This window comes from Paenibacillus sp. GM2 (assembly GCF_900069005.2).
Taxonomy (GTDB): domain Bacteria; phylum Bacillota; class Bacilli; order Paenibacillales; family Paenibacillaceae; genus Fontibacillus.
In genome coordinates this window covers 1-19,995 of the sequence record NZ_LN831272.1, presented here as the reverse complement: position 1 = coordinate 19,995, position 19,995 = coordinate 1, and the positions used below count along the sequence as shown (strand labels likewise).

Sequence of the window (19,995 nt, the reverse complement as noted above, 5' to 3'; positions counted from 1 at the left end):
GTGTTTGTACCCTAATAAAAGTTGCCCCTAAGCTATTTACGAAGGAGTTGAGAATGTGAGGATCATGACGATTTTAGGTACGCGTCCGGAAATTATCAGATTAAGTCTAATTATTCCGTTACTGGATCGATATGCAGATAAGCACATTCTAGTGCATACGGGACAGAACTTTACCAAGAGCCTAAGCGGAATCTTCTTCCAACAATTGCGATTAAGACAACCGGATTATGTCCTTCAGGATCGGCAAGCAACGCTCGGTGAGCAATTGGCCGCCATGTTCTCACAGATCGAAGAAATTCTGGATACGGAGAAGCCGGACCGGGTGCTGGTGCTGGGAGATACGAACAGTGCACTGTGCGCGATATTAGCCGAACGAATGGGTTACCCGGTCATTCATATGGAGGCGGGGAACAGATGCTTTGATCTGGAGGTGCCGGAAGAGAAAAACCGAAAAGTGATTGATGCTATTTCCTCGATTAATATGCCGTATACGGAACAGAGCAAGCAGCACTTGATCGCCGAGGGAATTCCCGGATACCGGATTGTCACGACCGGAAATCCGATTTGTGAAGTCATAGAGCATTACAAAGAGGACATTTCCGCGAGCCATATTCTGGAGCGGCTGTCGCTGAAGTCACGGGAATATTTTCTGGTTACAACCCACCGTGCCGAGAATGTGGATCATCCCGAGAATCTTCAGGAAATTATGAATGGGCTCAATCTGGTAGCCGAGAAGTTCGGGCATCGTTTGATTTGCAGTCTTCATCCGAGGACCAAATCGCGAATGACGAATGAGCTTAAGCTCAAGCTGAACCCGCTAATCGAGTTCCATGAGCCATTTGGCTTCTTCGACTTTGTCATGCTGGAACGTCACGCATTATGCGCCCTCACTGACAGTGGCACAGTGCAGGAAGAGTGCTGCATCATGCATGTGCCAACCGTGACATTGCGAAGATCTACAGAGCGCCCGGAGACTGTGGATTGCGGCAGCAACATCGTGTCGGGTCTCCATGCCGAGAGGATATCTGCAGCTGTTCAGTTGATGACGGAGATGGATCGGAATTGGGAGTGTCCTAAGGAATATATGGCGGAACAGGTTGCAGAGAGAGTAGTCAAATTTATGTTTGGAGGGAAATGGCATGTTTGAGAATAAGCGTATATTGGTGACTGGGGGCACCGGTTCATGGGGATATGAATTGATCACCCAATTACTGCCTCAGCAGCCTAAAGAGGTCATTATATATTCGCGGAACGAATCAACCCAGGTAGCGATGAACCGTAAATTTGAGGATCCGAGGCTGAGCTTCTGCATCGGGGATGTCCGCGATAAAGAGGCACTTAAGGCAGCATGCCAAGGTGTGGACTATGTGTTCCATCTGGCCGCGCTCAAGCATGTTCCCGTGTGTGAAGACCAGCCTTATGAAGCGCTCAAGACAAATGTGATCGGTACGCAAAATGTGATCGAAGCTGCAATAGATAACGGGGTCAGCAAGGTCATTTATATATCCACCGATAAAGCAGCGAATCCATCCAATTTCTATGGAATGACCAAGGCGATTGGAGAAAAGCTGATTGTTTACGCTAATTTGCTGCATAGCAAGACCCGTTTTGTAACTGTAAGAGGCGGCAATGTATTGGGAACAAACGGAAGTGTGGTCCATCTGTTCAAAGATCAAATCCAGAAGAAGAAACAAGTCTTTATTACGGACTTTAATATGACCCGCTTCTTTCTGACGCTTCGCGATGCGATAACTCTCTTGTTCAAGGCTTCTGTGGAGAGCATAGGCGGAGAGATCTTTGTTATGACGATGCCGACCTGCCGGATCGTAGATCTAGCCGAGGTGCTCATTGAAGATTCAGGAATTTCTGGAGTAGGACTCGTGGAGAGTGGAATACGCCCCGGTGAGAAAATCCATGAGATATTGATGAGCGATTTCGAGAGCATAAATACCGTTGTGTATGATGATCAATACCTGGTTATTCTGCCGACCATCAATATGCCGGAATTAAAGGAGCATTATAAGGACTGCAAGTCAGTATCCTTCAACAGCTTCAGTTCGGATCAGAACTTGATGAACAAGGATGAGATCAAGGATATATTGAAGCGTGGAGGTTTTCTCTCATGAAGCTGCTCGTTCTGGGCGGCCAGGGCATGGCCGGACATCTCATTATTGAATATTTCCGGCGACAAGGGAGACATACCGTATTTTATACGACTCGGGATAAATCGGATGAAGGCGGTCTGCTGCTTGATGTAACAGACTGCCTTAAGGTGGAGAAACTGCTGGAGGCTGTCCGTCCCCAAGTTATTATTAACGCGGTAGGGGTTCTGAATCAGTTCGCAGAAAATAACAAAATAAATGCTTATCATATCAATGGTTTTCTCCCGCATCGCTTGCAGCGGATGGCTGACAGCCTGGGCGCAAGATTGATTCATATTAGTTCGGACTGCGTATTCCTCGGTTCACGAGGGGGATACCGGGAAGATGATGAGCCGGACGGAACCAGTGTCTATGCTTTAACGAAGGCTCTGGGTGAAGTGCGTTCGCCAGGTCATGTCACTATCCGTACTTCTATTATCGGTCCCGAAATTCGAAGCTCTGGAATTGGCTTGATGCATTGGTTCATGCAGAGGAAGGGAACCGTTCAGGGATATGTTAATGTGCTATGGAATGGTGTAACAACTCTGGAGTTGGCCAAAGCGATCGATTCTTTATTGGACTCTTCCGTATCAGGTCTGGTGCATCTGGCTTACCCGGAGAAGATTAGTAAATACGAGCTGCTCCTCCTCATGCAGGAAATCTGGAATATAACTGAAGTAAAGATTATACCAAGCGATACTCCGGTATTGGATCGAAGCATCATTTCTACCCGCATAGATTGGAAATATGAGGTTCCCCATTATCGCGAGATGCTGAAGGAGATGGAAATATGGATGAGACAGAAGTCCTCCGAGGCCGAGTAATCCTCATTACCGGCGCTTCTGGCTTTACCGGCAGACATGCTTGCGAATATTTCTCTGAGCTTGGGATGCAAGTTGCAGCAATTGTACGCGATATGGATCAAGTTGCCAAGGTGGATGCTATTCAGTATTATTCCTGTGATTTATTGGATCAGCCTCGTATAAGCGGCCTTATAAATAGAATTGCTCCCGACTATATTCTCCATCTTGGAGGGAAGAATTCGGTCTTCGAGTCATGGCATAAGCCCATAGTCTATATCCAGTCGAATTTAATGCCTACGCTATACCTGCTTGATGCGATGCGTGCTAAACCGGACTGCATCATGCTGGTCGTTGGCTCAAGAGTATCCGCAGATTTAACCATTCTTGACAAAGCGACCCATCCTTATGGCCTAAGCAAGAGTTTGCAAAAAGCGGTAGCCTTGTCCTGGAGAAAGTTATTTGATCAAAAAGTGATTTTGGCAGAGCCGTCAAATTTAATCGGTCCTGGAGTCTCCACAGGCTTCTGTACATTATTAGGCAGATATATAGTAGAGAGCGAATTGGGCAGACATCCGAGCCCTTTTCGCATCTCTTCTCGGGCTGACCGCCGCGATTTCCTGGATGTACGTGATGCCGTTCGCGCTTATGGGTATTTACTGGTGTCTGGGTCATTTGGCGAAGTCTATCCGGTGTGTTCCGGAACAGAACGGAGCTTGGAAGAGATTACAGATAAAATGCTGGAGGTTGCGGATCGAAATGTCCCGCTGATATGGGGAGATGATCGGTCCTCGGAAGGACCCAGCTTCCACGAGCAAGCAACATTAGTAGAAAGTCTCGGCTGGTATCCTAAGATCCCGCTTGCAAAGTCGCTTGGAGATGTTATTGAATATTTGCGCACTATGGAAGGGGAGATTCGATGAACCCTCTAGTTACGATTGTGATACCTTTCTATAATTGTTCCTATGTTAATCAGGCAATTGAGAGTGCTTTGCATCAAACTTACTCCAATATTGAAATTATTGTAGTAGACGACGGGTCAACCAGTCATCAGGAGCTGGTGGCCCCTTATATGCATCGGGTGCATTATTTGGGCAAAGCCAACGGGGGAACAGCAACCGCGCTTAACCATGGAATCCGGTATGCATCGGGCGATTATATTGCCTGGCTCAGCTCTGATGATCTGTTCACTCCTGATAAGATCAAAAAGCAGGTTCAGTTCATGATCAAGCATAAAGCCCTCATCTCACACACAAATTTCCATTATATCGACGATCTGGGGAGAATTACGCATGCTAATGTTGTTCCTAATAATATGTTCAACGATTTACAGGTGTTCTATCGTACCTTCCTGACTTCTAATCCAGTAAACGGCTGTACGGTCATGATACGCAGAGATGTATTTAGGCAGATTGGACTGTTTAATGAGTCACTTCGCTACACGCATGATTTGGACTTCTGGCAGCGTGTTGTTCTATCGGGAATTCGTTTCCCCTTCCTGAATGAGTCATTGACGATGTACCGCTGGCATGATGGGATGGGTACTCTTCGTTATACAGATGCTGTGCACATGGAATACAATCAAGTCCAAGGTCGGGCGAAAGCGGCTATCCAAAAGTTGATTCGCAGAAAAAAGGGTGCTAGATAGCACCCTTTGTGCTTTTATAAGTAAAAACCCTCCTAGCAAATGCCTTTTTATTATATATGGAGAGTGTGTCCATACCAAATCGATCGCTCAGCATAGAATAGCATCAGAAAGGAGGGAAATCCCAATGTCAAATATTTTGCTAGATAGTCAGGTTTCTATGAACTCATCGGCAACAGGCTCGATTGCTGTACCGCTAACTACAACACCAACAGTTTTTGCAACCCTGGGTCTTGATGCTACCACCGCGGGACCTAACCTGGAGGTACAATTCACATTTACGGCAACGGTTTCCATGCTGATATCGCTTTTAATCACTCCGGTGGTGATTACGGTTGAACGTGTGGTCGGCGGTGTTCCTACTCCTATTTTCAGTGTCACACAGGATATTCCGATCGTTACGGCTCTATCGAACTTTGTCATTACTGCTAACGGAGTAGATTACCTGCCACCTGCCGATTTTCTTGTCTATCAGGCCTCTATCAGTGTTCCAGCTGACCTGGGCATCACTGTCTTCCCGACACGTGTTGGTCCAGAGAGCATGATTGCTGCAGCATATTCCGATCTTCCAGTTTAAGAAGCAGAGAATAATAGAATATAAGACAAGGTTAGGTTTACAACAGTCAGGCGGTTCGCATTCACGGAATGCGGACCGCCTGATTTTATTTATATATAGGGATCTGCCTATAACTTGATAGATTTTCGGGGCAGGGGTGCAAATGTCGTGACTTGCTGTCCCGCATTTCAATATATTGTACTATCCAGATTTTTTTTGGCAATCAATCAGCTCAGAACATACGATCTACAGGAGAGATTCGGCTGGGAACGGATCCTCGTCTGGGAAGGAGAGAATATGAAGATATTGCTGGCTACTTACTGGCTGATTCCTCATGTGGGCGGGGTATGGAAATATATGACCCAGCTCAAGGAATGGCTTGAAGCTAGAGGACATGAAGTGGATCTGTTAGGGAACAGTCCGGATTACTCCAAGTACCACGTGCTCAATCGCGGTTGGGAATTGCCAAAGGACCTCCTGCAGCCGTTGCTGGATGCCAAACTGACTCCAGGGAGCGCACCGGCATTATTCGCGTCGCCCTTAATCGCGCATTATGAGATGGATCGTTATTATCTGGAATTGGCCGCCGCTTATTTCGATCTTAATCAATATGACATTATTGATACGCAGGATATATTTGCAGCACGGGCGCTAAGCCGGGTGAAACCGCGCCATATTCCACTAGTTGCACATGTACATGGATCGGTTTCCGCTGAATTAAAACGATTTTTCCAGCTGAATCCCCAGGTCGGCGTTACGGAGAAGGACCCTGCCTGGAAGTATTTCGAATCGATTGAATTTTATGGGGCGCTGTCAGGGACACCTACTATTACAGCGAATCAATGGATGAAGAACTTGCTGGTGCATGAACTTGGTGTATCCAATCCGAATATTGAGGTCATCCAGTATGGAGTTGATGCCGGGGCCTTTTGGAATAAGATGAGCCAAGGTACAACCATCACGAAGCCCGCTGGTAAGAAGGTCATTATCTGCCCGGCCCGGCTATCCTTTGTCAAAGGAGTTGATGTTCTAATATCAGCGCTTGGTATATTGAGAAGCTTACGTAACGATTGGGTATGCTGGATTGTTGGAGCCGGTGATAAAAGGGAGGAGCTTGAGCAGCAGGTGCGAGGTTTAACCCTTCAGAATGATTGCTTCTTCTTCGGAGAACGGGAGGATGTGCCAGGGCTTTTAGCCCTTTCAGACATCTTTGTTCATTCCTGCATTCAGGACAATCAGCCTTTCTCTGTCATGGAGGCTCAGCTGGCAGGGGTTCCGGTATGCCTCTCCAACGCTTGCGGACTGCCTGAGATGGCTAAGCATGGCAGGACAGGACTCATTCATCCGGTCAAGGATCCGGTGGTTCTGTCAGAGCATCTGCAATTGTTGCTGCAGAATGAACCACTCCGTTTGAAGATAGCAAGGGAAGCGAAAAATTGGGCCAATTCACATTGGTCCATGGAAGTGATGATAAGCCGCTTACTCGGGGTTTACCACAAGGCTTTGAATCTGAATTACTAAGGGGAGGTTCATGATGAGCGATCGCTTTTTGGTCACCTCAGATTTATACAATCGAATATTCACCGTACAGGTTTCTCATCCGGAAGTAGAGGTGGATTATGTAACCTGGAACAGATTATTCACACTTCTTCCGCGCGAATATAAGCTTCCAGACCATATGGTTCTATCTCTTCGCTCTGAAGAGCAGCAGCTAAAAATATAAGGATAAGGCCGATGGGCTGACTATTTCAAGTGCACCCATTGGCCTTATTTCGCGAATTATGATTCTATGGTAATTCCGCTCAGGATTTGCGCCCATAACGAATTGTTGCCATTCCAGATTTCGCGGTCTGGAAGAGATAGAGAGCAAACCTTGCTCTGAGGGCAATGATTATCGATAATCCTCTGAACGGGTGAATGGTTGACATGAAGCAAACGGAAATCACCAGCAACGATTTGAGAGAGTACGGCAGTCAGCGCTGGAAGCTGCTGCAATGTACCACCGCTATGAACAAATAATATGCGCTGGCATGTCGCTATTTTCTCGAGGAAGCGGTTTACTCTGCGATCATATTTTGCTTTTACTTCAGGGTAAGCAATTAGCTGGGTCTCCGTATTGTTATGAGTGAAGAAATCATGATTTAAATACAGTTGATAGAAGCTTTCCTCTACTAAAAAAAGGCGATCGCTCACTTTTGAGAGGACCTTCAAATGACTGAGGTCCATGAATCCGGCGAATCGGTTCAATAGCAAACGATTCAGATCGGATAATTGCGGAATGGCTAACCAATCCAGCGGTCCCGAATAGGGACGAAGTCCGTTTCTCTCCAGTTGAATGGCGGGAAGACAGTTATCGCCCAAGCTGAACACAGCTTGGTATTGTCCTTTTAGTTCATGCAGCAGCATGTCAATGCCTCCTCTTATATTTTCTATATTCTATTAAATGCTCCGCAAACTTCATTGCTTGGACCTATGTATAACGACTTTAGAAATAGGTGGGGCAACATAGATGGATGACCTGTGCATTTTGATTCAGGAAGCATAGGATGATAGAAATCATAAAGATTGCTGGAGGGCACGATATGTCCATTTTACGATTGAATTCGGTTGAACATGGCACAATAGATTCTCGATTCATTCAAGGCTTTGACTTGGAGCTATCCAATCTCGGTAGCGAAGGATTTGAGATGCTAATTACGGTCTATACGCCGCAGGGCTTATTATATCGCGGGTTGTACCATTTAGCTCAGGGTGTTCATGTAATCATTCCACGTATTACAACTCAATTCTCACCGTTTCAGTTGATCATGGTGACGAACATCAATAAGTATGACACCACAGCAGTGACCGTCAGGGCTTGGAATGGCGTGCACCCCGTAGCTATCTTTACTCAAGAGGAAGCTGTCAGAATTAATTAGGCGTCTGGAGGTGGATGCACTGAATATCCTGTTTGTATTTTACGTCCCGAGCGGGGGGATGGATTCGATTAATCGGCAGCGCTGTCGGGCATTGAGGCGATACGGAATCCAAGCGGATTGTCTGTATTACAATTGGGGGGCAGGGATGCAGAATCCCACTGATTTTCCTATTTATATTACAAGTGATGATTATGAGACGAAGCAAATATTGGACCGCGGCAACTATCAGACGATTATTGTAACCACGGATCATCAGTGCTTTGAACGCTTTCGCAGGTTGGGTTATACCGGGAAATTCATTCTCGAAATTCAAGGCTACGGGCCGAAAGAGACAGCGAGGCAGAAGCTGACCGAAGCTGTCCCCATCGTCAATACACATGCCTCCGCACTGTTGAATCCACGAACACCACATATAGCCGCTTTATTTAAGGAATTGTACCCTTATATTCCGCATTATAATTTCAACAATTGCTTTGATTCCGAATTCTTTACTTATCAGCCGGTATATAGGCCGCTCCATCCGATTATGGCCTGGGTCGGAAGGATGGAGGATAATAAAAATTGGCGGGAATTTCTCGTGATCGGCCATCAGTTGTCTTATTATTATCCCGATTTAGAGCTGCTCATGTTCGAGGATATGAACCTTTCGGTTCCATCGGAACGCGAGCAATTTATCCAAATGCTCGCTCAGCTGAATTTGCATGGCCGGGTTCGCTTGCTCTCCAATGTACCGAATTCCGAAATGCGATATTATTTCTCTACAATCGGCGAGTCTGGCGGATTCCTGATCTCCACTTCTAAGGTGGAGGGGGCGCCCCAGTCCGTCCTGGAAGCGATGAGCTGCAGATGCCCTGTATTGGCTACGAACTCGGATGGTGTTGCCACATCGATTATTCATAATGTAACCGGCAAGAGCTATGCTCTTGGCTCCATTGGCCAGGCTGTTAAAGAAGCCAGAGATTTGATAGATAATCATACCGGAAGAGAAGCTATCCGGGAAAATGGCTACCGCCATATTTGTTCAGAATTCGGGATCGATCAGTACTGCAAAAATTTCATTCATATGCTGTACAGCATTTAATATAGGGAGGGAGCTTTGATGAAGAGAGGAGCCGCAAGGGGGGGGTTCCAGCCTTTCATTATTGGACCCCAGGAAGTTACATTGACTTCGATAGATGTCAGGGGAATCGTAATAGGTCAGCGGATACAGATCAAAATTGAAGTAGGCTGGGAGAAGCCCATTCATTGGGATACCGGAGAGATGGAAATTATCATTCGCAGGGATGCTCTGGATGGACCTGTGGTGTATTGGTCACAGGAGGCATGCTTTGAGAAATGCCTGCTGATCGAGACCTATTCGGAAGCGGCGACGCAAGCGAATCATAGCTACTATTTAGGCGTACGTTCCGAGGAATCCCGGGCGATTATGACTGGACCGTATTATCTATCAGCCCTAATATAGAAAGTGAAAGGCCGAACCCCTGAAGCGATATCAGGGATCGGCTTTTTTCATATGAAATTAAGAGGCTCCAGTTCCCGGAGGATTCGGATGGGGGGCCATGGCGCTGAGATAGGTTTTCTCCAGTCCTTGCCATAAGCTATGCGATGGCTGCCATTGCAGAAGCCGGGCGGACTTGGAGTTGGATAAGCAGCTATGCTTGATGTCTCCAGGTTTATCGGGGCGATGGGTCACTTGTATGGGCTGAGAATGTAGTATACCCAAAAGGCCGATCATTTCATTTAGAGAAGTACGTCTCGCTGTACTGGCATGAGCAATACCCCGATATTCACAATCGGCAGCTGCAATAATTGCACTTACGATGTCCTCAACGTAGATAAAATCACGTGTTTGCTCACCATCTCCATTGACAGTGAGCGGAAGCCCTTTTTTTAACTTATCCATAAAAATAGCGATTACACCGCCCTCTCCTTTGGGAGTTTGACCGGGCCCGTAGACATTAGCAAGACGAAGTATCGTGTAAGGAAGATCAAATAAGCGATCGAACAAGGCAATATATTGCTCCGCAGCCCATTTAGACAAGCCATAGAAAGAAATTGGCTTAGCTGGATCAGATTCAACGAGAAGCTCCCGGCTGTTCTCGCCGTAAACCCCTGATGTTGATGTAAATACCAGCTTGCCAACCTTGGCTTCCCGGCAAGCCTTCAAGATATTTAAGGTCCCATTCACATTGATATCCAGATCCGCTGCCGGATCGAGAACGGAGCGTTGAACATCGGCCTGAGCGGCCAAGTGCACCACAATTGAGGGGCGGATTGTCGCGATCAGATCTGCGGCATCCAACGAACGGATATCCAGCACATGCAGCTTGGCTTCCGAATGAACATGCTCAATATGACCTGTGCTAAGGTCGTCAATGACATGAACCTGATTCCCTAGGCCGATTAAGTGTCGTACCAGATGGGAGCCAATAAATCCAGCTCCGCCTGTCACTACTACTTTCTTCAAGTTATTAGCCTCCCTTAAAATCCGCATAATATGTATCGTATGTGGGGGAGGAATTATTGGCGCCAGGCATGGGCAGTCGGTTAAGTTTACCTGAATTTCGTATGCGCGATAAGAGCATCCTAAGTTCTGTTCATCATAAAATTATATCGTTGGAGGATGACTATATGCGCAAAATCATTAGCTTATCGCTCTCCGCTGCTTTAATCGCCGGAATGGTGAGTATTACTGGTTGCGGTACGACAACGAAAAATAACAATGTTCGCACGCAGAGCTTACGCCAGACCGAGCATCGTTATGACGTGAATTCCATTAAGCCGGGAAATCGCATGTTCACACGCAGTGCCGGAAACGGAACGACGCACCGCGTTCATTCTCTGAAATCCAGCCCCATATTAAGCAATAAAATATCCGGATTATCCGATGTACAGACCGCACATGTATTAGTATCGGATCGTGATGCTTATGTCGCGGTAACGATGCATAATCACAACGGGGTCAACCGTAGCTCCGGCATCTCCGCCAAAGGTTTAGGCGCACCATTAAGTCCTTCAGGAATGATGGGGGGGACTAATATGAATGGTACTACAGGCAATTATGGTGCTTACGGTATGAATGGCACTACAGGCAATTATGGTGCTTACGGTATGAATGGCACTACAGGCAATTATGGTGCTTACGGTATGAATGGCACTTATGGAACCAATGGGCTGCATGGAGTTAATACGAACGGGCTTAATGGAACTCTTGGAAATCGAACCAATGGATTTGATGGAACCTATGGGAATCATGGAAACACCGGTATGGGGGGGACCCACGGAACATATAATTTCATGTCCAGCGGCACCCATCACGGGATAAGAAACAATACAATGAGTCCGTTCAGCACGAATGCTACGGGGGGCACGGGGAATGTAAGGGATTATATTCCACAGCAAGTTAAAGATGAAATTACGAACAAAATCAAGAAAACAGCCCCTCATATTCAGAATGTCTATATCTCTTCGGACCCTGACTTTGTAACAGGTGTGGGTGGATATACGACTAAATCACGTGACGGAGCAACCCTGAACGGTTATGTACGTGATTTTGAACGGATGGTGGAGCGAATCTTCCCGGGGCGTGCAGGAACGATGACGGGTCCTAACGGGTATACGCCAAGCGGTGTTAACGGATTATCCACCGATGGCTATCGCACGAATATGAACCGCTAAATTATAGATCCACGTAAAAAAGAGGCTCCCTATGGTATATAAGGAGCCTCTAACTTATTTTCTCTTATTCCTGAAATTGACGGCCTTTGATCCAGATTTGCTGCAGTTCCAGATCATGATCTACCAGCAACAGGTCGGCTTGTTTGCCGGTTTCAATGGTGCCGGTGATGTGGTCCATACGAAGCAATCTGGCCGGGTTCCCGCTGGCTGCCTCGGAAGCTCTCTCGATGGACAAACCGACTTCCAGTACAAGATAGCGGAAGCCGCGAATCATCGTAAGCGTACTGCCGGCGAGTGTTCCTTCGCTTTCCTTTAAAGTACATACATTGTCCTTAACAACCACGGGCAGGTCGCCCAGCATATAATCGCCATTCCCTAGTCCAGCTGCAGACATAGCATCGGTAATTAACAGCAAGTTATGATCTGTCTTCACGCTGGCCAGCAATTTAATGGCGGCTTTGTGCACATGAATACCGTCGGCGATAATCTCTGCGCTAATGGCTGGTGTGCTGAGAATCGCACCCGCTGTGCCCGGCTTGCGATGATGCAGCGGAGTCATGGCATTGAACATATGAACGGAGTGGTTCAGGCCTACAGCTTGAGCAGACATAATGTCTTCATAGGTTGCGTCCGTATGACCTGCGGCAGCGGCAATTCCCTTCTTGCGCAAGAAACGGATAAGCTCATGTGAACCCTCGCGCTCCGGTGCGAACGTAACTTGCTTGATCAATCCGGGATATTGTTCTTCCCATTGCTCGATCCAATCTTTGTTTGGCGGAACGATATGGGCCGGATTCTGGGCGCCAGGCCATTTCGGGCTGATAAAGGGTCCTTCCAGATGGACACCGCCGAGCTGAGCATACGGCATATCCTTCTCCATATAGTTCTGCACTTCAGCTAATACCTCATCAAGAACTTCCTTCGGCATGGTCATCGTCGTGGCCAGCATAGTAGTTGTTCCTTGGCTCGCATGCAGCTTGGTGATCGCGTCTATACCCGCTTTACTTGGCTTAGAGAAGTCCTCCAACATGCCGCCATGTACGTGGACATCAATAAATCCGGGCAGAATGTATTTTCCGGCTGCATCGATGGTTTCCAATTGGGCCGCATCCAGTGGGGTGCCCGAGGTTGAGCCTACATAGGTAATAATCCCGTTCTCGACGGTAACAGCGCCGTCCTCGATGATCCCTTTCGGAGTAACGATTTTGCCGTTTACAATTTGAAAATTATAGTTGCTCATTATACAAGACTCCCTGCTTCTTGGTCTAGAATAACTACCACATTAGGATGAGTTTGCAAGAACGAGGCTGGGCATTTCGTCGTAATCGGTCCCTTGAGCGCCTTGGCGACGATCTCCGCCTTATCTTTCCCTTTAGCCATTAACAGAATTTGCTTCGCCTTCAGGATCGAGCCGATGCCCATCGTAATGGCATGGGTAGGTACGTCCTCGATGGAATCGAAGAAACGTGCGTTAGCCTGGCGTGTAAGTTCATCCAAGCTCACGACATGCGTCTGGCCTTGCAGATCTTCATCAGGCTCATTGAATCCGATATGACCGTTATGACCAAGGCCAAGCAATTGCAGATCAACCTGGCCTGCTTCGTCCAGCAGACGGTTGTACTCGTCGGCAGCTTGCTGCGCATTGCTGGAATTGCCAGAAGGAACGTGCGTGTTCTTCAGCGGAATATCAATATGGTTAAACAGCTTTTCGTTCATGAAACGTCTGTAGCTCTCCGGATGATCCTCAGGGAGCCCGATATATTCGTCCAGATTGTAGCTGCTGGCCAGCTTGAAGCTTACAACGCCTTCCTTGTAAAGCTCGATCAGTCTCTGGTACAGGCCTACCGGCGTGCTGCCTGTAGCCAAACCAAGCTTGGCCCTCGGGTTGGTCTGTACCAGGCTGGCGATGATGCCTGCACCTGTCTCATTAAACTGCTGCTCATTGTTAACTTTAATAATATTTATCATTATTAATAACCTCCTTGTCGTTTCCTATAGGTTTGAACATTTTGATAAGAATTTTCCAGCTTGGGAATGAAATCTTCGAATTCCGTACTTACCATGCCAGTGAACAGAATATCGATGACGTGCAGTTGGGCGATGCGGGATGCCATATCACCGCGCCGCATACCTTTCTCTAATGAAGAAGAGAATAAGGATACGTCGGCAAAGGAAGCGAGTTGATTGTTTCCGTATTGGGTCAGTGAGACTGTGGTGGCGCCGCTATCCTTAGCGCATCTGAGCGCATCGATGGTCTCCGGGGTCTCTCCGGAATAGGAGATAGCCAGGGCGACATCCTCTTCCCCTAGTGTGGAAGCAGAAGTGATCTGCATATGCGAATCCGAGAAAGCGGTACAGTTCTTGCCAATCCGAATTAACTTCTGGTAGAAATCCTGGGCGATGATGGACGATGTTGCAACCCCATACAGATCGATTCTCTTCGCTCTGCACAGTATTTGCACAGCCCGCTCAAGTTCATTCATATCAAGCAGCCTAGTCGTATCTGTAATGGAGGCTAGATGATTGGCTTCGATCGCCCTGACGATTTCCTGCAAGTCATTGCCAGCCTTCAAATCCTGATACTGATTGACATCTGTCTTCTGACCGAGTTCGCCAGCGAGCTTCATTTTAAAATCGGGAAATCCCTTGAAATGGAAAGTTTTACAAAAACGCGTTACGGTTGACGGGCTAATGCTGCAAGCGTAAGCGAGTTCGGTAATACCGAGATGAATGACGGAGGAAGGGGCCTGCAAAATATATTCTCCAAGCCTGCGCTCTTGGGGAGGTAAATTGTCCAGATTGCTGGAGAGCGCATGCAAGATTGGAGTGAGCATTGGAATCACCCTCTTTAATGTGAAATAATGATGAAAATTATTTTTGTTATTATTACTAAATGCGTGAAAATTATTTCGACCTCATCATAGTTCATTTTGCCGATAAAATCAAGTGATTACAGCACACCAGGCCGGAAATTATGACACATTCCTTGTATTTTCGACGCTCCCATAATACACTTGAAGCAGGCATTACGATTCGAAGAGGGGGATTAACATTGGATTCGAATCTTGATGAATATGTAGAGCGGCTAATGACTGGCTGGTCCAGAACTTTCAAGAGGATGCAGACTGAAATTATGCAGCACCGGGAGCTTGGATTAACAGGACCTCAGTTCCATATGCTTGCTTTGATTGCTCGAACTGATCCATGCAATGTCAGTTACTTGGCTGATGCACTGGAAGTTAAGCCTAGCGCGATTACTGTTATGGTTGACCGCCTCGTTCAGAGCGGATATGTGCAGCGCCGTCACGATGAGCAGGACCGCAGGTCAGTGCTTTTGTCGGTAACCGACAAGGGGGCCGAGGTATTTGCAGAGGCCGGGAGGAAGTCGAGGGAAGTGGTTCGACGTTATCTTCAGGACCTGGAGCCCCATGAGCTGGAGGTTTTGATTCAGGTAGTTGAGAAGCTAGGATCGGCTGGGCATTCTGATGTGTCTGTATGTAAAATGAAGTAATTTTCATGCAAATAGAAAACCGCCTTTGACGGAACCGTCAAAGAGCGGTTTTTTATTTGAGCAATTATGAAACAGAGGCGGTTTTAGGTGTGTCTGTACGCTTGCTTCTTGTGAGCTGCCAGATAATGAAGAGCAGTGCCACCAGCTGTGGAATCAGGGTCTCCCAAGTAGGATAGGCTCCAATCCAACCTGCTGAAGGAAGCCATGCCTGGCTGTGGGCCGGGAGTAATCCGGCAATTTGCAGAGAGTGGATGCTCTCTCCAAGGAAGCGGATAACCAGATAGTAGATTAGCAGAGTAGCGCAAAGCATAAATGGCCGGATCGGTAGCTTAATGCCGAAATAGATCAGGCAGAAGCCCAGAACGATCAGAACGATCAGTGCTCCCAGAATTCCAATAATCAGCTGATGCGGTTCAATAGAAGGGACCATGCCGATATAAAAAATCGCCGTCTCGGCTCCTTCCCGCAATATAGCCAAGGCGGATAGAAGGAATAGGGACCAGCGGCTACCGCGCTGAACCGCACCGCGGGTCCGCTCAGATAAATACTGATTCCAGGCCTTGACGTTGGATTTGCTGTGCAGCCACCAGCCAACCGTAAGCATCATAGCGACTGCGAATAGTCCTATGAAGCCTTCAATCATTTCTCTTGCGCCACCTGCGATGGCTTGCGAGATGGTATAGGTCAGAATGATAGCCAGAATCACCGAAATCAATAGTCCGGTTCCCGCTCCAGCCCAAACGGAGGTACGCAGTGCAGCATCCTTGGAGCGGTTCACAAAGGCCAGCAGGGCGGTTAACACCAGCAGAGCCTCAAAGCCTTCCCGAAGAAGAATTAACGCCGCATCCCAGGCGGTATAGGTTGAGCGTTCGGCCAGCGGCTGAAGATCCCGGATCATCGTCTCGATAATCTGCTCCGCTTTGTTGAGATTCGGCGGATTCGAGATCAGATAGCTCTGCGCCTCTGCCATACGGTTCTCAGTTGACGTGTACAGCTTGGCAGAAGAGACAGAGACCTCGCCTTCTACAGAAGGCCACTGCCGAATGAACTGGCTCATTTGCTCCGCTGCTTGTTCCGCATGATTGGCTGCAACAGCCTGTTTGGCTTTGTCGAGCAGCGGAAGAGTATCGGCCAAAGTGGTCTTATTTTGTGACGCAGCTGAATCCGTCAAGCTATCCAATTTGCCTTGGGTGTAATCCTGAAGCAGGCTATTCAGCGCAGTCAATTCTTTTGCGGCCTGCTCTGTTTTAACGGGAGTCGCTTGCAGCGCGATTCTGATTAAGCTCATTTGAGTCTCAATATCGCTGTATACGCTAAAGTTTCCTCCGCGGATCGGCCCTTCGAGCTTTTTCCATGTGTTCAGAATTTGCTTGTATTCAGCTTGTGCCTGCTCGACGGAACCTTGTTCCAGAGCAGATAATGTCTTTGCGCTCATCTCCAGCAGCTGGCCTGCGGATTCTTTGCCGTCCGGCTTCTCTGTCTCAGCAGAATAAGCCGAGGTATATTCGTTCACCTTCTTAGCCAATGAAGAGAGAGCCTGCTTGGCTTCGTCCTGATCCTGCGCTGCAATGGCCTGCTTCGCCGTTATTAATCCGTCTTCAATCTGCTTAGCAAGTTCGGGGGAAGCAGAGTGATCCAGAGCGTTCCAAATGCTGCTGAACTCGCTCAGCTCTGCAGCAGCCGTGTCCCAATTTGGGGTTCCTGCTTCGACAAGTGCGCCGCCAACTAGCGGGAGCAGCTTATTATAGGACGGGTTGGAAGCGTTCTCTGCGGCAGCCTCAGCCGCTGCTGAAGGAACAGACCCTAAGGCTGTCAGGATCAAGATAAACGCTATAAGAATTGCAGCCGGCTTAAGTTTTATAATAATTGAGCTTTCCTGTTTGATGTGTGGGAGTTCCATTGGACTCTCTACACCTCCTTATTAAATTAGAAGAGGTAGGTGAAACTCTCACTAGAAGAGTGTATCCCCGATATATCCGCTCTGGCGGACGCCGGGGAAACAAGCGAATAGGGCACTGCCAACATGGACGATATATTCGTTCAGCTTATCGCTGGCGGCCAGCTTTTGCTGCATCGCTATAAATTGTTTCTGGATATCCTTCTGATAACAGATGAAAAACAGGCCGGCGTCCAGCTGCCCTGTCTTCGCATCGATACCGCCGGTATAGGAATAGGCCCGGCGCAGCATTTGGATCTTGCCATCCATATGGGCAAGGCGGGAATGGGAATTAAGCGGAATAAGCGGCTTGCCTGAAGAATCCTTCGCTTCCAGATCAAGCGGATCGAATTCATCCCTGGACCCGATCGGAGCTCCGGAGTCGCGATAACGGCCGAAGGTCTGCTCTTGATCGCTTAAGGGGGAACGATCCCATATTTCGATCCGCATCCGGATACGACGTGCTACCATGTAGCTGCCGCCTTGCATCCAGTTCGCTACGTTGTCAGCGCCGGCCCATACGATCTCATTCATGGCTTGCCCATCCTGAGTATCCGGATTTCCGGTTCCATCCTTGAAGCCCAGCAAATTGCGCGGCGTACCTCCGCTTGGGTCAGCCGCAGAGCTGCGCTGGAAACCTTCCTGCATCCAGCGCATTACGGCGGTTCCACGCGCGATTCTGGCCAGATTGCGTACAGCATGGAAGGCCACTTGCATATCATCCGCACATACCTGAACACCGATATCGCCGCCGCACCACTCCGGCAGCAGAGCATCTCCGCGGAAGGAAGGGAGCTCATCGAATGAAGCAGGTTTCTTTGACGATAAGCCATAACGGCTATCAAAGAAGGAAGGGCCAACTCCAAAGGTGATTGTCAGCTTGGAAGTTGTTAGTCCCGCGGCTTCACCGGTATCCGAAGGGGGGAGATTCTGGTTATTATTAGCGTTGCCTAGCATCTGACCAGAGGTCATTAGGGAGGCGGATTCTGTCCACAACTGGAATAACTTTCGCACCTCAGACAGCGAATTCGTGGTCAAATCAAAGGATGCAAAGCATAGAAAGTTCTGCGCTGGGGTAATAATTCCGGCTTGATGTTGATCATAGAAGGGGATCTGTTCCATTGAAGCAATGCGATTGTGGTTTTGCCTGGAAGAGGGTGACAGCTTTTCTTTAGCCGCGAGCAGCCCGTAGCCGCCACCGCCTCCCAGAAGCAGACCGATCCCTCCGATACCTGCATATTTCAGCACCTCACGTCGGCTTATTTTCTTGGAGAAAAGGCCCTGTGTTTGGTCTTTTACGTCTTGATTAGCGCGAATGTTTGATGCATGTGAATCCACTTCTGGTTCATGGTTAGTCATACTTTTACACTCCCAGCAGAGTACCCATTTGGGACAGCGGCTCGGCTAAGGCATCGAGATTCTGGCTTAGCTTGCGCACATCCTGATCCTGCAGCTGCTCATAACTAACGTAGCCATCGCCTTGTTTAAAGGGTGCTAATTCCTGCTCAAGGGCTGAGAAGCGTTCACTGATATTTTTGCTCAGTTCGGCATCCTTGGCTTTGAGCTGGGGTTCCAGAAGCTCATATATTTTCTTGGCGCCCTCCACATTGGCGGCGAAATCGTAAAGGTCTGTATGAGAGTAACGCTCCTCTTCACCTGTAACCTTGGAAGTAGACACTTCGTTAAGCAGTTCTACGGCGCCGGTAACAAGCAGGGAGGCATCGATATCCACCGTTTCCACCTTGGCACGAAGCAGCTTGGCATCGCTTAACAATTGATCAGCGATATCCTCTTGTCCGGCTGTTGTGTTATTCTCCCACAAAGCTTGTTCCAGCTTGTGGAAGCCGCGCCACTCTGAGCTATCTACGTCGCCGTCTCTGGCATCGATATTAGGATCAAGATCGCCCAGCGCTTCAGCAATCGGTTCGATTCGTTCATAATACATGCGTGCCGGGGCATAGAGAGACTTGGCAGTCTCGAGATCACCGTCTTTCATCGCAGCCGTAAATTTGGCTGTCTCAGTAACGAAGGCATCGCATTGCTGGATCACATATTCGCGGTATTGATCGATGGCTTGCTTGAAATCATCTTCATTCGAATTCGAAGCAGCCGCGGAATTAGCCGTGTTGTTTACGGTCGCCGCGTTATTGACCGAAGCTCCCTGGTTTGCATTCTTATCTCCGGCGTTGCATCCGGATAGCAGGAGAATTGCCGATATGGCTGCTGCTGGAAGCGCGTAATATATTTTCATGATCATAGACACCCCTTGGTATAAGTATCGAAAGTTAAATGAGTCTTATTGATAATGATTATCACTTTCGATTACATATATTAATAGGAAGGATTCCACCCGTCAATAGAAATTTTCGCGGCGGTTAAGGTCAGCGTTAATCTGCAGAATAGAGATGGTCTGGAAATAAAGCGCCTATTTTACTTCCTTACGGCACCAATAAACCGATCTCTTCATAAAATGTGTTGACTGTATCCCTTAACCTTGTAAACCACAAAACCCGAGCAAGGAGGGGTGACGCATATTGAAAAGTAGCGATCGTAACAGCAAATTTCTGTTAACTCATCGTGAACGGGAAGTTTTCGAACTCCTCGTGCAGGATAAAACGACACGCGACATTGCCGGCCAATTATTCATCAGTGAAAAGACCGTCCGAAACCATATCTCTAAGGAGATGTGGTTTGAAACACACTTAGGTTAAAGTGGCGGGAAGCGTTGAGTTTGTTAGGTTTTCGGAGTAAACTTTAATGCGGCAGCCTCAACTAAGTACATCGAAGAGATGTTAGTTACACTGGTGGGG

22 protein-coding genes are annotated in these 19,995 nt (G+C 47.9%); 14 read left to right on the top strand and 8 right to left on the bottom strand.

Annotated features, from left to right (window positions below; translation table 11 throughout):
* Positions 1-55: 55 nt before the first annotated feature.
* From wecB to BN1360_RS00155, 8 genes are all read left to right on the top strand, one after another.
* Positions 56-1,147, top strand: a complete 1,092-nt coding sequence (wecB, locus tag BN1360_RS00190; RefSeq protein WP_068777909.1) for a non-hydrolyzing UDP-N-acetylglucosamine 2-epimerase — start codon at positions 56-58, stop codon at positions 1,145-1,147.
* The gene (locus BN1360_RS00185; RefSeq protein ID WP_068777908.1) at positions 1,140-2,126 is read left to right on the top strand and encodes a polysaccharide biosynthesis protein; all 987 of its coding nucleotides are present in this window, start codon (positions 1,140-1,142) and stop codon (positions 2,124-2,126) included. Before wecB ends, BN1360_RS00185 begins: the two co-directional genes overlap by 8 nt.
* On the top strand, positions 2,123-2,965 hold the full coding sequence (locus BN1360_RS00180) for a dTDP-4-dehydrorhamnose reductase family protein (protein WP_068777907.1): 843 nt from the start codon (positions 2,123-2,125) through the stop codon (positions 2,963-2,965). The genes BN1360_RS00185 and BN1360_RS00180 overlap by 4 nt, the downstream gene beginning before the upstream one ends.
* The gene (locus BN1360_RS00175) at positions 2,932-3,864 is read left to right on the top strand and encodes an NAD-dependent epimerase/dehydratase family protein (RefSeq protein ID WP_068777906.1); all 933 of its coding nucleotides are present in this window, start codon (positions 2,932-2,934) and stop codon (positions 3,862-3,864) included. Before BN1360_RS00180 ends, BN1360_RS00175 begins: the two co-directional genes overlap by 34 nt.
* Positions 3,861-4,589, top strand: a complete 729-nt coding sequence (locus BN1360_RS00170) for a glycosyltransferase family 2 protein (protein WP_068777905.1) — start codon at positions 3,861-3,863, stop codon at positions 4,587-4,589. The genes BN1360_RS00175 and BN1360_RS00170 overlap by 4 nt, the downstream gene beginning before the upstream one ends.
* Before the next feature lie 157 nt (positions 4,590-4,746).
* On the top strand, positions 4,747-5,163 hold the full coding sequence (locus tag BN1360_RS00165) for a hypothetical protein (protein WP_195714209.1): 417 nt from the start codon (positions 4,747-4,749) through the stop codon (positions 5,161-5,163).
* Positions 5,164-5,358: 195 nt separating this feature from the next.
* Positions 5,359-6,663 carry a glycosyltransferase family 4 protein gene (locus BN1360_RS00160; RefSeq protein WP_229520696.1) on the top strand — a complete coding sequence of 435 codons (1,305 nt, stop codon included), beginning with the start codon at positions 5,359-5,361 and terminating at the stop codon, positions 6,661-6,663.
* Between the two features lie 13 nt (positions 6,664-6,676).
* Positions 6,677-6,865: a hypothetical protein gene (locus BN1360_RS00155; RefSeq protein WP_069188254.1), complete on the top strand. Its 189-nt coding sequence runs from the start codon at positions 6,677-6,679 to the stop codon at positions 6,863-6,865.
* Positions 6,866-6,921: 56 nt separating this feature from the next.
* Here the strand turns inward: BN1360_RS00155 and BN1360_RS00150 are convergent, their stop codons facing one another.
* Positions 6,922-7,548 (bottom strand): DUF1796 family putative cysteine peptidase, encoded by a 627-nt coding sequence (locus BN1360_RS00150; RefSeq protein ID WP_068777902.1) that lies wholly within the window; start codon positions 7,546-7,548, stop codon positions 6,922-6,924.
* A 176-nt stretch (positions 7,549-7,724) separates the two neighbouring features.
* Between BN1360_RS00150 and BN1360_RS00145 the strand changes: the two genes are divergently transcribed.
* Genes BN1360_RS00145 through BN1360_RS00135 form a run of 3 tightly spaced genes read left to right on the top strand, consistent with a single transcriptional unit; the run spans position 7,725 to position 9,522 of the window.
* A complete protein-coding gene (locus tag BN1360_RS00145; protein ID WP_069188257.1) occupies positions 7,725-8,060 on the top strand; it encodes a hypothetical protein in 336 nt (111 codons plus the stop codon).
* Positions 8,061-8,118: 58 nt separating this feature from the next.
* A complete protein-coding gene (locus BN1360_RS00140) occupies positions 8,119-9,141 on the top strand; it encodes a glycosyltransferase family 4 protein (RefSeq protein WP_324254215.1) in 1,023 nt (340 codons plus the stop codon).
* A gap of 18 nt (positions 9,142-9,159) precedes the next feature.
* On the top strand, positions 9,160-9,522 hold the full coding sequence (locus BN1360_RS00135) for a hypothetical protein (protein ID WP_068777900.1): 363 nt from the start codon (positions 9,160-9,162) through the stop codon (positions 9,520-9,522).
* Between the two features lie 57 nt (positions 9,523-9,579).
* Here BN1360_RS00135 and BN1360_RS00130 read toward each other — a convergent pair whose 3' ends face one another.
* Positions 9,580-10,527, bottom strand: a complete 948-nt coding sequence (locus BN1360_RS00130) for an NAD-dependent epimerase/dehydratase family protein (RefSeq protein WP_229520695.1) — start codon at positions 10,525-10,527, stop codon at positions 9,580-9,582.
* Positions 10,528-10,691: 164 nt separating this feature from the next.
* Here BN1360_RS00130 and BN1360_RS00125 point away from each other — a divergent pair, with 164 nt between their 5' ends.
* Positions 10,692-11,738, top strand: a complete 1,047-nt coding sequence (locus BN1360_RS00125) for a YhcN/YlaJ family sporulation lipoprotein (protein ID WP_068777898.1) — start codon at positions 10,692-10,694, stop codon at positions 11,736-11,738.
* Between the two features lie 64 nt (positions 11,739-11,802).
* Here the strand turns inward: BN1360_RS00125 and nagA are convergent, their stop codons facing one another.
* From nagA to BN1360_RS00110, 3 genes are read right to left on the bottom strand one after another with little or no spacing between them, the layout of a single operon-like run.
* On the bottom strand, positions 11,803-12,978 hold the full coding sequence (gene nagA, locus BN1360_RS00120) for an N-acetylglucosamine-6-phosphate deacetylase (protein WP_068777897.1): 1,176 nt from the start codon (positions 12,976-12,978) through the stop codon (positions 11,803-11,805).
* A complete protein-coding gene (nagB, locus tag BN1360_RS00115) occupies positions 12,978-13,706 on the bottom strand; it encodes a glucosamine-6-phosphate deaminase (protein ID WP_148466485.1) in 729 nt (242 codons plus the stop codon). The genes nagA and nagB overlap by 1 nt, the downstream gene beginning before the upstream one ends.
* Before the next feature lie 2 nt (positions 13,707-13,708).
* Positions 13,709-14,572 carry a MurR/RpiR family transcriptional regulator gene (locus BN1360_RS00110; protein ID WP_068777896.1) on the bottom strand — a complete coding sequence of 288 codons (864 nt, stop codon included), beginning with the start codon at positions 14,570-14,572 and terminating at the stop codon, positions 13,709-13,711.
* Between the two features lie 218 nt (positions 14,573-14,790).
* On the opposite strand from BN1360_RS00110, the gene BN1360_RS00105 reads away from it, so the two are divergent.
* Positions 14,791-15,249: a MarR family winged helix-turn-helix transcriptional regulator gene (locus BN1360_RS00105; protein ID WP_229520685.1), complete on the top strand. Its 459-nt coding sequence runs from the start codon at positions 14,791-14,793 to the stop codon at positions 15,247-15,249.
* 64 nt (positions 15,250-15,313) lie between these two features.
* On the opposite strand, the gene BN1360_RS00100 is transcribed toward BN1360_RS00105, so the two are convergent.
* From BN1360_RS00100 to efeO, 3 genes are read right to left on the bottom strand one after another with little or no spacing between them, the layout of a single operon-like run.
* Complete coding sequence (locus BN1360_RS00100) at positions 15,314-17,149, bottom strand: FTR1 family iron permease (RefSeq protein WP_068777895.1); 1,836 nt, start codon at positions 17,147-17,149, stop codon at positions 15,314-15,316.
* Positions 17,150-17,200: 51 nt separating this feature from the next.
* Complete coding sequence (gene efeB / locus BN1360_RS00095) at positions 17,201-18,544, bottom strand: iron uptake transporter deferrochelatase/peroxidase subunit (RefSeq protein WP_082789875.1); 1,344 nt, start codon at positions 18,542-18,544, stop codon at positions 17,201-17,203.
* A gap of 4 nt (positions 18,545-18,548) precedes the next feature.
* Entirely contained in the window at positions 18,549-19,436 is an 888-nt protein-coding gene (gene efeO / locus BN1360_RS00090; protein ID WP_068777973.1) for an iron uptake system protein EfeO, read from the bottom strand.
* A 283-nt stretch (positions 19,437-19,719) separates the two neighbouring features.
* On the opposite strand from efeO, the gene BN1360_RS00085 reads away from it, so the two are divergent.
* Positions 19,720-19,896 (top strand): helix-turn-helix domain-containing protein, encoded by a 177-nt coding sequence (locus BN1360_RS00085; RefSeq protein WP_082789874.1) that lies wholly within the window; start codon positions 19,720-19,722, stop codon positions 19,894-19,896.
* The last annotated feature ends 99 nt before the right edge of the window (positions 19,897-19,995 follow it).

Excerpts from the sequence above, each read along its gene's own strand:
- BN1360_RS00140 (WP_324254215.1), top strand. The coding sequence starts at position 8,119 with ATGGATTCGATTAATCGGCAGCGCTGTCGGGCATTGAGGCGATACGGA.
- BN1360_RS00170 (WP_068777905.1), top strand. The coding sequence starts at position 3,861 with ATGAACCCTCTAGTTACGATTGTGATACCTTTCTATAATTGTTCCTAT.
- BN1360_RS00145 (WP_069188257.1), top strand. The coding sequence starts at position 7,725 with ATGTCCATTTTACGATTGAATTCGGTTGAACATGGCACAATAGATTCT.
- BN1360_RS00185 (WP_068777908.1), top strand. The coding sequence starts at position 1,140 with ATGTTTGAGAATAAGCGTATATTGGTGACTGGGGGCACCGGTTCATGG.
- BN1360_RS00135 (WP_068777900.1), top strand. The coding sequence starts at position 9,160 with ATGAAGAGAGGAGCCGCAAGGGGGGGGTTCCAGCCTTTCATTATTGGA.
- BN1360_RS00125 (WP_068777898.1), top strand. The coding sequence starts at position 10,692 with ATGCGCAAAATCATTAGCTTATCGCTCTCCGCTGCTTTAATCGCCGGA.
- BN1360_RS00100 (WP_068777895.1), bottom strand. The coding sequence starts at position 17,149 with ATGGAACTCCCACACATCAAACAGGAAAGCTCAATTATTATAAAACTT.
- nagB (WP_148466485.1), bottom strand. The coding sequence starts at position 13,706 with ATGATAAATATTATTAAAGTTAACAATGAGCAGCAGTTTAATGAGACA.
- efeB (WP_082789875.1), bottom strand. The coding sequence starts at position 18,544 with ATGACTAACCATGAACCAGAAGTGGATTCACATGCATCAAACATTCGC.
- BN1360_RS00175 (WP_068777906.1), top strand. The coding sequence starts at position 2,932 with ATGGATGAGACAGAAGTCCTCCGAGGCCGAGTAATCCTCATTACCGGC.
- BN1360_RS00150 (WP_068777902.1), bottom strand. The coding sequence starts at position 7,548 with ATGCTGCTGCATGAACTAAAAGGACAATACCAAGCTGTGTTCAGCTTG.
- nagA (WP_068777897.1), bottom strand. The coding sequence starts at position 12,978 with ATGAGCAACTATAATTTTCAAATTGTAAACGGCAAAATCGTTACTCCG.
- BN1360_RS00110 (WP_068777896.1), bottom strand. The coding sequence starts at position 14,572 with ATGCTCACTCCAATCTTGCATGCGCTCTCCAGCAATCTGGACAATTTA.
- BN1360_RS00180 (WP_068777907.1), top strand. The coding sequence starts at position 2,123 with ATGAAGCTGCTCGTTCTGGGCGGCCAGGGCATGGCCGGACATCTCATT.
- BN1360_RS00165 (WP_195714209.1), top strand. The coding sequence starts at position 4,747 with ATGAACTCATCGGCAACAGGCTCGATTGCTGTACCGCTAACTACAACA.
- BN1360_RS00155 (WP_069188254.1), top strand. The coding sequence starts at position 6,677 with ATGAGCGATCGCTTTTTGGTCACCTCAGATTTATACAATCGAATATTC.
- efeO (WP_068777973.1), bottom strand. The coding sequence starts at position 19,436 with ATGAAAATATATTACGCGCTTCCAGCAGCAGCCATATCGGCAATTCTC.